This window comes from Cupriavidus sp. 86D6, assembly GCF_057815095.1.
The window spans coordinates 44,752-56,828 of sequence record NZ_JBYPSB010000023.1; the positions used below are offsets into that span (position 1 = coordinate 44,752).

Here is a 12,077-nt window from a genome sequence, read left to right on the forward strand (position 1 = left end):
GTCAGGACTGCCGTGCAATGCCGCGTTGCCGCTAGAACACCGTGCCGTCGCTCTGGATCGCGAAGGGCGGCGGCCCGCCCGGCGGCCGGCGCTGTGCCGCGATGCGGCGGCCCGCCGCCCACGTGCCGCCTTCCAGCACGCGCGCCAGCGGAAAGTCGGCTTCCTTGAGACCCAGCGCCTGGCGCACCGCATCGGCCACGAGGTCGAGCCCCGTCACGGTCAGTGCGCGCCACTCGACGATCTCGGGTTCGTCCACGGTATGGGTCCGGCTGGCGAACTCGCCGTCGCGCGGCACGGTCAGCTCGAAGTCATAGAGCAGCCCGCCGTTCCGGTATTCGGGCAGCCCGGTCAGCGCGTCGAGCCCCACCACCACCAGGCCGCCATCCTCCAGCGGCTCCAGCAGCGAATAGGTCAGCCACTGCGTGAGCTTGTGGAATGGCACCAGCCCGCCGGGCGCTGCCGGATGCCGCCAGCAGTCACCGAGCGACACGCCATCGATCTGCACGCGTCCCGGCCAGACCGGGCCCAGCGCCACCAGCAGCGTGCGCAGCACGAAGCCGGCCTCGATGCGGTTGTCCTTCGCATGCGCAGCCAGGTAGTCGAACAGGTTGCCCAGCCGCGCCGGCGTGCCGAAGACTGCCGGGGTGGCCTGCATGACCTCGCCCAGCCGCCGCAGCAGGCCGGCACGCCCTTCCAGGCCCACCAGCGGGTTGTGCTGCGCCACCTGGAAGGCCGTGGCGATGGTCGAGGCATCGATACGGGCCAGCCGCTCGGCATCGGCACGCAGCGGATCGCCCGATTCGGCCGAGAAGCCGCCCCGGGCAAACAGGTCGAAGCTGGCCACGCCGAGCCCTTCGGAGCGCGTCAGCATCATGTCGCTGGCCGGGTCGCGATAGCGCCAGTCGGGGCCTGCGCCGGCATCGAGCAGCACGCTCGGGATCACCAGGTCGATGCCGATGCGCGCCCGCTCGGCACAATGGTCGGCGCCCGACATGCCGGCGCGCTCGCACAGGATCTGCCAGCGGTTGATCGATTCCTGCCCCGGCCCGCCACTCTCGAAATGGCGCCAGCGGCTGTGGTAAGGCACCTGGAGATCGGGGTAGCGCCGCCGGATGGTGGCGGCCACGTAGTCGGCAATCGCGTGGATACGGTCCGGGTGCCAGGTAAACAGTTCAGACTCGCCGGATGCGACGAATTCGGTCACGACCGCGCAATGCGTGCGCACCGCTTCGCCGCTCAGCAGTGCGGAAGCGGGATGATCGGGCGGCACCGGGCTGTGCCAGCCGCTGCCCGTGCCGGGTTCGTGTCCGGTCGTACCTCCTGCGGAATACTCGTTCATTCGTTCAACCCCCTGCCCTTTGCCAGGGCGAGTTCGTTGGCATCCGGCGGCGTGTAGCTGGTGAAGTAACCCGCCGCCACCTTCGCATCGATTTCCACGCGCGCATCGGCCGGGATCAGCGCCTCGGGGATGGGCACCTGCTCCACCACCTCGATCCCCTGCGCCGTCAGCGCGCCATGCTTCATGTTGCTCATCGAGGCCCAGCGGTCGATCCGCCGGATCCCGAGCCAGTGAAAGACATCCGGCATCAGTTCCTGGAAGCGCATGTCCTGCACGCCGGCCACGCACTCGGTGCGCGCGAAATACGTTTCGGCGCGGTCGCCGCCTACCTGGCGCTTGCGTGCGTTGTAGACCAGGAACTTGGTCACCTCGCCCAGCGCGCGGCCTTCCTTCCGGTTATAGACCACCAGCCCGACGCCGCCCTGCTGGGCCATCTCGATACAGACCTCGATGCCATGCGCCAGGTAGGGCCGGCATGTGCAGATGTCCGATCCGAATACGTCCGAGCCATTGCATTCGTCGTGGACGCGGCAGGCCACCCGGGTCTCGGGCTGGCCCAGCTTGCTGATATCGCCAAAGAAATAGAGCGTCATGCCGCCGATAGGCGGCAGAAAGACCTTCAGGTCCGGCCGCGTGACCAGTTCCGGGAACATGCCGCCAGTCTGCTCGAACAGGCTGCGGCGCAGGATGCTCTCCTTGATATCGAACCGGCGCGCGATGCCGGGCAGGTACCAGACCGGATCGATGGCGGCCTTGGTGACGCGCACATCGCCGTTGGGATACAGGATGTCGCCATCCGGGGCCAGGCGGCCCGCCGTGATGGCGGCCAGCAATTCCGGCATGTTGATATGGGCGCGCGTGATGGCGATGGTGGGCCGGATGTCGAACCCGGCGGCGATGCGGTCGGCAAAGACCGTCGATACCAGATGGCCCCACGGATCGAGCGATACGATCTTGTCGGGGTCGCCCCACTGCGCATGGGGGCCGATCGGCTCGGCCGGCGCGGTGTCCGTCAGGTCGGGGCGATGCGCGCGCTGCAGGCTGCCCGAGGCCACGGCCAGCGCCCGGTAGATCGCATAGGCCCCGGCGTGCGTGCCAATCACGTTGCGCTGGGTCGGGTCGGTCAGGCTGGCGATCACGGGCCCCCGCCCGGCCGCCGTGGGCGCGCCCCAGTGGATCGGCTCGGCCGGCTTGTCGCGCCGCGCGTGCGAGGTCAGGACGATATGGTCGGACATGGTCGCCTCCCCGGTATGAAACCGGAACACGAATCCTGACCAGATGGTCAGGTTTATGTGTTCATAGTAGGCAACGTTCGTGCCAACGCCCAAGTGGGGTTGTTACCGTCCGTGGCATCCCGTACGCACCGGCGGCGTGCCTCGATGCGGCGCCCCGCAGGGCGCGTGCGGTACATCCCGGTGCAGCGCGCACCGGATTCCGGCGCGCCCCGCATCCGGCGTCGGCACCAACAAAAACGGCACGTTCGGTCGAACGTGCCGTTCTGGCGTTGGCATTGCGGGAGGATCAGCCTTCCGCCCGATGACCGAGGCGCCCGCGTCCCCACTGGGGCAGATCGGCCGTCAGCCAGTTCACCAGCGCACGCACCGGGCTGGCGGCCTCCACATAGCGGTGGAACAGCGCGCCGGCGACGTTACTGGCGACCCACGCCAGCCCCATGCCCAGCGCGTTGAGCCCGGGCCGGCCCGGCACCAGGTGGGTGACCACCGCATTGACCACCAGGCACACCGGAAAGTGCACCAGGAACACCGAATAGGAAATGCGGCCGAAATACGCGGTCAGGCGACCGGCGGGCCAGCTTTCCAGCCAGCCGCCACGACGCGAGACGGCCAGCAGCAGCGCCGTGGCCAGCGCCACCGCGATCCGCAGGCGGAAGTCCACCGCCAGCGCGGCCATTCCCATCGCGGCCAGCGCCAGCAGCGGCATGAACGAGCGGCCCGGATTCGACGCCCAGTAGGCCAGCGATCCCATGCCGTAAGCGCCAAAGAAATAGACGGCCCAGATGTCCCACGTGGCATCACGGTTGAACCAGAACAGCGAGGCCATCGCCAGCACGCCTACCATCGGCACGCCCAGCGGCAGCCCATCGCGGGCCACGGCGCGTGCCAGCCACAGCGCCAGCACCATCAACGCGAACAATTGCAAGTCGATGGCGATATACCAGACCCCGGCGGACAACGCGTCCACATCGAGGATGTTGTGCAGCAGCAGCACATGCGCGACGAATTGCGCCAGGTGCGGCGCGGCCGGGATGGAATCGTGCTGCATCCAGGTGCGGGCGATGGCGGCACCGGCAATCGCCACCAGGATGGCCGCGGCAAACGGCACCACCAGCTTCTGGTAGCGGCGCCAGATGGTCTGCAGGGGGCTCGCCACGGTCAGACGGCCGCCTGGCGCCAGGCTGCGCGCGGCCAGGAATCCGCTGATGACAAGGAAAACCTGCACGGCTATGCGCGCGTAGTCGGCCAGCCAGCCGATCAGGCCGGGCGCCAGGGTCTTGGCAGCATCGGACATCGGTCCGTAGAACGCCAGGTGGTGCAATACGATCAGCTGCGAGCTGACCGCCTTCAGAGCGTCTACACACGCCAGACGGGAAGGACGGGGGCTCATTTGTTATTTGCGGGGGTACAAAGTGGGCCGAATTGTACCCGCATCGGTGCATTCATCCGTCGATGGGCAGGTAACCGGCCCCGTAACGCTTGTAAATCGGGTTACGACGTGGCGAAAAGGCGACTTTCATTGCACTACTCTCGGGCATTAGCTAATAAGAAACAAATTCTTCGTGCCCGCTCTCCGGGGGTATACCCTTGCGTCTTTCCGTGCAGCTGCCTCACCCTCGAACATGTTCCAGTCTGTCGCTTTCCCCGCCGTCCGCCGCCTGATCGCTGGTGTTGCCCTGGCCGCCACCGTCGTGCCGGCCGTCCACGCACAGAGCCCGAGCCCGGTGCTCGACAAGATCCGCGATACCGGCACGATCACACTCGGCTATCGCGAATCGGCCCTGCCCTTCTCGTTCGCCGACGACAAGGGCCAGCCCGCCGGCTATGCGGTGGACCTGTGCCTGCGCGTGGCCGAGGCGGCCAAACAGAAGCTGGGACTGAAAGACCTGAAGGTGCGCTGGCTGCCGCTGACGCCCCAGAATCGTGTTCCCGCCATGGTCAACGGCCTGGCCGACCTGGATTGCGCACCGAACACCAACACGCTGGAGCGCCAGAAGCAGGTGGCCTTCAGTGTGTCGCACTATGTTTCCACCGTGCGCATGCTGGTGCGCGCCGATTCCGGCATCAAGTCGTTCAATGACCTGCGCGGCAAGACGGTGGTGACCAGTGCCGGTTCCACGGGCGACCGCCACGTGCGCCGCCTGAAGAGCGAGTATGGCTTCCGTGACGTCTACGCCAAGGATCACGGGGAATCGTTCCTGCTGCTGGAAACGGGACGCGCCCAGGCGTTCGTGATGGACGACGTATTGCTGGCCGGCCTGCGCGCCAAGTCGAAGGACCCGTCCCAGTACGTGATCGTCGGCCCGGCCCTGTCGGTGGAACAGAACGCGCTAATGATGTCGAAGGCCGATCCCGAGTGGAAGCAGCTGGTAGACCAGACGCTGATCAGGACGTTCGCCAGCCCCGATGCCGCCGCCCTGCAGAAACGCTGGTTCCAGCAACCGATCGGCACGCGCGGCACCAACCTGGCGCTGGCGCCTTCGACCGAAGTGCTGCAAGCCTGGAAACACCCTTCCGACGCTGTGACGGAATAAGCATTTTCCGAGTATCTCCCCGGAAAAGCCCTGAGTTGACGCCCTTTGCGGCCTTGTCCACACTGGCCTGAGCCTGGTTCTACCGTCCGGTAGGACCAGCAACAACGCGACCGCCATCGAGAATTACTGCCCCGGGCGGCAACTCAGAGGAGATTTCCATGAAGCAATTGATCGCCACCGCCGTCGCGCTGGGACTGGCCACTGCATCCGTGGCTGCCATCGCACAGGACAAGAAGTCGTTCGACCCGTATTCCCAGGGCGCCAAGTCGGGCGAGAAGTTCGACACCTACAGCCAGGGCGCCAAGTCCGGCGACAAGTTCGACCCGTATTCCCAGGGCGCGAACAAGAGCACCCGTGCGGACCTGACCGACCAGTCCACCGCCGCCCCGAAACAGTCGAAATCGAAAAAGGCCCCGGCGAAGAAGCCAGCGCAAGGGAATTGAGCGCCAATCCCGCGCCTGCCCAACAAAAGAAAGGAGTCCATACGGCTCCTTTTTTATGTTCTGGACAAAGGGAGGGAAGCTACTGCCCCTCCTCCCGCAACATTTCCAGCGCCGTCACGTCCACCCGCTGCACCTCGTTGTTCTGCCGGATTTCCGTGCGCAACACGAATGCTTCCATGGGGCAGTACCAGTCGGTCACGTGCAGCACGCTCGGTTCGAGCTGCAGCAGTTCGTCGCCCACCATCAGGGGGCCCAGCGAGGTGCGCTTCTCGTAGGTGATGGGCATGCACTCCTTGCGGCCCATGACCGTGTTGATCATCTGCTTGCGGCCCACATGGCGCGAGCCGACGATGATCGATGCGTGCAAGGCCTGCATCGTGCCCACGACTTCATCCTTGCCCAGCGGATAGATCTTGAGCGACACGCTGGACTGGAAGGATTCTCCCTCCAGCGTGGCGCCTTCCTTGATTTCCAGGCCCGCGTAGTTGAAGACACCGCTGCCATTGAACGACGCCTCGCCGAACATGCGCGCATAACGGGCACGGGCATTGATCACGGCGTTGCGGCTGTCGATGCGCGTGCGTGCCGTGGCGGCGTTACGGTCGATATTGATCTCGTGGACCTGATCCATGACGACGGGCGGGCCCATCAAGGCCGACAGTGCCGACTTCGAGCGCACCTCCAGCTGGGCGCTGCAGCCGCGGGCGGTGCGCATGACGTCGCGCAAGGTCATCGTGATGGACATCGGCATGGAGCCGTCGCCCTCCAACTGCACGCGGGAGCCGGAGCGGAACCAGGGCGCGTCGCAAAGCACCGCGCCACCGGGCATTGGCGGCGACATGCCCGACACCGGCGCAGCATCGGGGGCCGACGCCTGCCCAAATGCCGTATTCATCACACCTGTCAGCAACCACACCAGCAACGCCGGTCTCATGGCGATCGTCCGTATCGAGGGCCGGCGGAGGCAGGGTCGGTTTCTGCCAGGCAAGTGCCGGAATGGCGCAAGTATTACGCGAAATCGGCGCGGCGGAAACGCCCCCAAGTCCAAGCCCAGCGCCCTTTGCGAGCCAAAACGGCGAGGCTGGAAATGCGCTCGTGCTACCATTGCGCGCCCGTAGCGGTCGCCTTGCCCGAAAACTGACCTCCGGACCACGCCTTTGCAGGCCTTGCGCGGGAGGCACAGCCCGCCGCGCCGTTCGTGTCCACCGGGACGGGGCGTCCCGCGTTGTGGGGTGTTCGCCACAAGGCGAATGCAGGAACAGCCTCCGGGACCCCGGCCATTTCAGGAGAAATATGCGTAGTTCTTCGCCCACGCGCCAAGCCGGGCTGCCTGTCGGCATGGTTGTGTTCGTCGTGCTCGCCGTGCTGCTGGTCTGGTTCGGCACGCTCGATTACCGCCATTTGCTGCGCCCGGACGAAGGCCGATACGCCGAGATCTCGCGCGAGATGTTCGTTACCGGGGACTGGGTGACGATCCGCTACAACGCCCTGAAATACTTCGAAAAACCCCCATTCCACATGTGGGTGACGACCATCGCATACGAACTGTTCGGCGTGGGCGACTGGCAGGCCCGACTGTGCGTGGCGCTGTCGGGCATCGTCGGGCTGGGTGTGACGATGCTGGCCACCGCGCGCTGGTTCGGCTGCCGCGCCGGGCTGCTGGCGGGCCTGGTCATGCTGGCCATGCCGATGTGGAGTGTGGCCGGCCATTTCAATTCGCTGGACATGACGCTGTCCGGCGCCTTGGCCTGCGTGCTCGGCTGCATGCTGCTGGCCCAGCACCCCGACACGCCGCCCGGCGCCCGCCGCGCCTGGATGCTGGCGTGCTGGGTCGCCATGGGGGTCGCCATCCTGACCAAGGGCCTGGTGGGCATCGCTCTGCCCGGTCTGGTGCTGGTGGTCTATACGCTGCTGACACGCGATCTCGGCCTGTGGCGACGCCTGCATCTGCCGACCGGCATCTTGGCCATGCTGGTGGTCACGGTGCCCTGGTTCTGGCTGATTTCGACGAAGAACCCCGAATTTCCTCACTTTTTCTTTATCCACGAGCACTGGGACCGCTATACATCCACGGTCCACGCTCGCAAGGGTTCGGTCTGGTATTTCGTGCCGCTGCTGCTGGCCGGCATGCTGCCCTGGCTTGGCCTGGTGCCGCGCATGTGGGAAGTGGTGCGCGACCGGGCCGGCGCCCAGCGCGGCGCGGGCGGCAAGCCGTTCCAGCCGGCCCTGATGAGCCTGGTCTGGTTCGCGGCCATCTTCGTCTTCTTCAGCATGTCGGGGTCGAAGCTGCCCGGCTATATCGTGCCGGTGTTCCCGGCGCTGGCCATACTGGCGGCTGTGGCGCTGGACCAGATCAGCGACCGCTCGTGGAATCGCCAGATCAACGCCCTGCTGCTGCTCGCCGTGGTGGGCCTGCTGGCCGCACCGGTGGTGGCCACACTGGATCGCGAAACCAATCCGAATGAAGTGTTCCGCGCCTTCGCCGTCTATATTGGTGTGGCGTTTGCCGTACTGCTGGCCGGCATGCTGCTGGCGCGCCGGCTGTTGCGCACACGCGGCGTGTTTCCGAGCGTGGCCGCGTTTGCGCTGTCGATGTTCCTGACCTGCACGATCGGGCTGCTCGGCCATGAGGTAATGGGCCGCAGGGCATCTGGCGTGGACATGCTGCCAGCCATCAAGGCCGTGCTGAAGGACAACATGCCAATTTACGGCGTGGGCATGCTGGATCACACGCTCCCGTTCTACCTGGGCCGCACGCTGACGATGGTCGCCGCGCCCGATGAACTGGAGTTCGGCACGCAGCAGGAGCCGGACAAATGGATTCCGACCATGGACGCATTTGTCGCCAAATGGAAGGACGGCCAGCCGGCGCTCGGTATCATGTCGCCGGACACCTATGACAGCCTGGTGGCACAGCATGTGCCGCTCTACGTCGTGGCACGCGATGTGCGACGTGTCGTCGCCAGCAATTTCCCGCTGCCGGCCCAGGAAGCCGGAAATACCCGATGAATCTTTCGACTTTTGCCTTTATCTTCACCGGGGTGCTGCTCAACGCCTGTGCCCAACTGCTGCTCAAGGCCGGCACCAATGCCGTGGGCGCCATCACGATCGAGCGCGCCACCATCCTGACCACGGCGTTCCGGGTGCTGACGCAATGGCCGGTCATCGCCGGACTGACCTGCTATGTCATCAGCGTCGGCGTCTGGATCATCGGCCTGTCGCGCGTCGATGTGTCGATTGCCTACCCCATGCTGTCGCTGGGGTACGTGGTCAACGCGCTGGCTGCCTGGTGGCTGTTCGGCGAAATGATTGGCCCGCTGCGCGTGGCCGGCATCATGCTGATCCTTGCCGGTGTGTTTCTGATTGCCCGTTCCTGACCGACCATGACCGCTTCCGCTCCGCAGGATTTCCTCCCGTTCGTACGCCCCCAGATCGATGACGCCACCATTGCCGAGGTCGGCAAGGTGCTGGCGTCGGGCTGGATTACGTCCGGCCCCAAGGTGCAGGCGTTTGAAGCTGCGCTGTCCGAACTGTTTGGCGACCGTCCGGTGCGCACGTTTTCCAATGGCTCGGCCACGATGGAAATCGCGCTGCGCATCGCCGATATCGGCCCCGGGGACGAAGTCATCACGACGCCGATCACCTGGGTCGCCACCGCCAACGTGGTGCTGACGGTCGGCGCACGGCCGGTGTTCGTCGACATCGACCCGGTGACGCGCAATATCGACCTCGACGCGGTCGAGGCCGCCATCACACCGCGCACGCGCGCGGTCATACCGGTCTACCTGTCCGGGCTGCCCGTGGACATGGATCGCCTCTATGCCATCGCGAAGCGCCATAACCTGCGCGTGATCGAAGACGCCGCGCAGGCCATCGACTCGCGCTGGCGCGGCCAGCGCATTGGCGCGTTCGGCGATCTCGTCAGCTTCAGCTTCCAGGCCAACAAGAACATCACCACCGTCGAAGGTGGCTGCCTGGTCATGAACACGCCCGAGGAAGCCCGGCGCGCCGAGCGGCTGCGCCTGCAGGGCGTGATCCGTACCGGCATGGACGGCATGGACGTCGAGGAACCGGGCGGCAAATTCAACCTGACCGACGTCAACGCGGCCATCGGCCTGGCGCAGCTGAAGACGCTGGACGCCATCACCGCACGCCGCGCCGAGCTGGCCGAGACCTATTTCCGGTGCGCGGCCGAGGCCGGCCTGGCGGACCTGGGTATCGAACTGCCGCTGCCGCTGGACCCCGCCGTGGCCACCACGAACTGGCACATGTTCCAGGTGGTGCTGCCCACGGACCGCCTGCGCGGCGGCCCGGCCGACGCGCGCAAGCTCGTGATGGAAGCGATGCGCGAGCAAGGCGTGGGGACTGGCGTGCACTACCCGCCCGTTCATCTGTTTACCTATTTCCGCTCGCTCGGCTGGCGCGAAGGCATGCTCCCGCATGCCGAACGCATCGGCCGTGGCATCGTCACGCTGCCGCTGTTCCCCGCGATGCAGGCCGCCGACGTGGAGCGGGTCTGTGCAACTCTTAGCGAAACATGCAAACGTCTCTCTCACTAAGTCCTGTCGAGGTCTCGGTCGTCATCCCCGTCTACAACGAGGAAGACGGGCTGCAGGCGCTGTTCGACCGCGTGTACCCGGCACTGGACGGCATGGGCGAATCGTACGAGGTGATCTTCGTCAACGATGGCAGCGTGGACCGCTCGCCCGCAATGCTGGCCGCCCAGTACCACAAGCGCCCGGACGTCACGCGCGTCATCCTGTTCAACGGCAACTTTGGCCAGCACATGGCCATCCTGGCCGGCTTCGAGCACACGCGCGGCCGTATCGTGATCACGCTGGACGCCGACCTGCAGAACCCGCCCGAGGAAATCCCGCGCCTGGTGGCCGAGATGCGCAAGGGCCATGACTACGTGGGCACCATCCGCCGCCAGCGCAACGACACTGCCTGGCGCCGCTACGCGTCGCGCGCCATGAACCGGCTGCGCGAGCGGATCACCAAGATCAAGATGACGGACCAGGGCTGCATGCTGCGCGCCTACGACCGCAACATCATCGATACGATCAACGCGTGCCGCGAGGTCAACACGTTCATTCCGGCGCTGGCCTATACGTTCGCGTCGAACCCGGTCGAAATCGAGGTGGGACACGAACAGCGCCACGCGGGGGAATCGAAATACTCGCTGTACCAGCTGATCCGGCTGAATTTCGACCTGGTGACCGGCTTCTCGATCGTGCCGCTGCAGTGGTTCTCGGCCATCGGCACCATGCTGTCGATCTCGTCGGCGGGCCTGTTCGTGATACTGCTCGTGCGCCGCTTCATCTTCGGGTCGGAAGTGCAGGGTGTGTTCACGCTGTTCGCCTTCACGTTCTTCCTGATCGGCATCATGCTGTTCGGCATCGGCCTGCTGGGTGAATACATCGGCCGGATCTACCAGGAAGTGCGCGACCGGCCCCGCTACCGCATCCAGGCGGTGCTGGAACGCGACCCCAAGCAAGGCAGCCAGCCGGAGGTATCGTGCGCGCCGTAGTCTTTGCCTATCACAATGTCGGCGACCGTTGCCTGCGCGTGCTGCACGCGCAGGGCTTGGACGTGGCCCTGGTGGTCACGCACCGCGACCGGCCCGACGAGAACATCTGGTTCCAGCGCGTGGCGGACACCGCGGCCGAGCTGAACCTGTCGTTCCTGTATGCCGAAGACCCCACCGATCCGGCACTGGCCGATGCGGTGCGCGCGGCCAGACCCGATGTGATCTTCTCGTTCTACTACCGCGCCATGATTCCGGCCGACGTGCTGGCCATGGCGCCGCACGGTGCCTTCAACATGCATGGTTCGCTGCTGCCCAAGTACCGCGGCCGCGTACCGGTGAACTGGGCGGTGCTGCACGGCGAAACCGAGACCGGCGCCACGCTGCACGCGATGGAGGCCAAGCCCGACGCCGGGTATATCGTCGACCAGACGTCGGTGCCGATCCTGCCCGACGACACGGCCGGCCAGGTCTTCGAAAAGGTCACCGTCGCCGCCGAGCAGACGCTGTGGCGTGCGCTGCCCGCCATGAAGGCCGGCCAGACGCCCAAGCGGCCCAATCGCCTGGCCGACGGCAGCTATTTTTCAGGCCGCAAGCCCGAGGACGGCCGCATCGACTTCAACCAGCCCGCTGCCGCCGTCTACAATCTGATCCGCGCCGTGGCGCCGCCCTACCCCGGCGCGTTCACGGACATCGCCGGACGCCGCTTTATCGTGGCCCAGGCCCGTCGACTTGAAGGCGGCACGGCACCGGGTGGGCTGCGTCCCGGCCTGCACGTACTGGATGGCCGTATCGTGGCCATCTGTGGCGACGGGGGCGCGCTGCGCGTGATGCAACTGCTGGAAGGCAGCAGTGCCGACCACGCCAGCCCGGTCTCCGCAGCCGAATTCCAGAACATCATCCCTGCACAGTCTTGAAAGGAAACCGATGAAAAAGGTCCTGATTCTTGGCGTCAACGGCTTCATCGGCCACCACCTGACGCGCCGCATCCTGGAAACC

11 protein-coding genes are annotated in these 12,077 nt (G+C 66.0%); 7 read left to right on the forward strand and 4 right to left on the reverse strand.

Going from position 1 to position 12,077, the window contains the following annotated elements; genetic code table 11:
- Positions 1–31: 31 nt before the first annotated feature.
- The 3 genes from AC3G88_RS28025 to AC3G88_RS28035 form a co-directional block, all read right to left on the reverse strand.
- Positions 32–1,339 (reverse strand): URC4/urg3 family protein, encoded by a 1,308-nt coding sequence (locus AC3G88_RS28025; protein ID WP_400393806.1) that lies wholly within the window; start codon positions 1,337–1,339, stop codon positions 32–34.
- A complete protein-coding gene (locus tag AC3G88_RS28030; protein WP_488772430.1) occupies positions 1,336–2,574 on the reverse strand; it encodes a GTP cyclohydrolase II in 1,239 nt (412 codons plus the stop codon). Before AC3G88_RS28030 ends, AC3G88_RS28025 begins: the two co-directional genes overlap by 4 nt.
- A gap of 286 nt (positions 2,575–2,860) precedes the next feature.
- Entirely contained in the window at positions 2,861–3,964 is a 1,104-nt protein-coding gene (locus tag AC3G88_RS28035; protein WP_488894357.1) for an acyltransferase family protein, read from the reverse strand.
- 232 nt (positions 3,965–4,196) lie between these two features.
- Between AC3G88_RS28035 and AC3G88_RS28040 the strand changes: the two genes are divergently transcribed.
- Together AC3G88_RS28040 and AC3G88_RS28045 are read left to right on the forward strand one after the other, a co-directional pair.
- Complete coding sequence (locus AC3G88_RS28040; RefSeq protein WP_488772432.1) at positions 4,197–5,108, forward strand: amino acid ABC transporter substrate-binding protein; 912 nt, start codon at positions 4,197–4,199, stop codon at positions 5,106–5,108.
- A 158-nt stretch (positions 5,109–5,266) separates the two neighbouring features.
- Positions 5,267–5,551 (forward strand): amino acid ABC transporter permease, encoded by a 285-nt coding sequence (locus AC3G88_RS28045; RefSeq protein ID WP_488772433.1) that lies wholly within the window; start codon positions 5,267–5,269, stop codon positions 5,549–5,551.
- 79 nt (positions 5,552–5,630) lie between these two features.
- Here AC3G88_RS28045 and AC3G88_RS28050 read toward each other — a convergent pair whose 3' ends face one another.
- Positions 5,631–6,446 (reverse strand): hypothetical protein, encoded by an 816-nt coding sequence (locus AC3G88_RS28050; RefSeq protein ID WP_488772434.1) that lies wholly within the window; start codon positions 6,444–6,446, stop codon positions 5,631–5,633.
- Positions 6,447–6,844: 398 nt separating this feature from the next.
- Between AC3G88_RS28050 and AC3G88_RS28055 the strand changes: the two genes are divergently transcribed.
- Genes AC3G88_RS28055 through AC3G88_RS28075 form a run of 5 tightly spaced genes read left to right on the forward strand, consistent with a single transcriptional unit; the run spans position 6,845 to position 11,995 of the window.
- Complete coding sequence (locus AC3G88_RS28055) at positions 6,845–8,560, forward strand: glycosyltransferase family 39 protein (RefSeq protein ID WP_488772435.1); 1,716 nt, start codon at positions 6,845–6,847, stop codon at positions 8,558–8,560.
- On the forward strand, positions 8,557–8,928 hold the full coding sequence (locus AC3G88_RS28060) for a DMT family transporter (protein WP_066739936.1): 372 nt from the start codon (positions 8,557–8,559) through the stop codon (positions 8,926–8,928). Before AC3G88_RS28055 ends, AC3G88_RS28060 begins: the two co-directional genes overlap by 4 nt.
- 6 nt (positions 8,929–8,934) lie before the next feature.
- Positions 8,935–10,110, forward strand: coding sequence for a DegT/DnrJ/EryC1/StrS family aminotransferase (locus tag AC3G88_RS28065; RefSeq protein ID WP_488772436.1), 1,176 nt, complete (start codon positions 8,935–8,937; stop codon positions 10,108–10,110).
- Positions 10,089–11,081, forward strand: a complete 993-nt coding sequence (locus AC3G88_RS28070) for a glycosyltransferase (protein ID WP_488772437.1) — start codon at positions 10,089–10,091, stop codon at positions 11,079–11,081. Before AC3G88_RS28065 ends, AC3G88_RS28070 begins: the two co-directional genes overlap by 22 nt.
- On the forward strand, positions 11,069–11,995 hold the full coding sequence (locus AC3G88_RS28075) for a formyltransferase (RefSeq protein WP_488772438.1): 927 nt from the start codon (positions 11,069–11,071) through the stop codon (positions 11,993–11,995). Before AC3G88_RS28070 ends, AC3G88_RS28075 begins: the two co-directional genes overlap by 13 nt.
- Positions 11,996–12,077 lie beyond the last annotated feature (82 nt).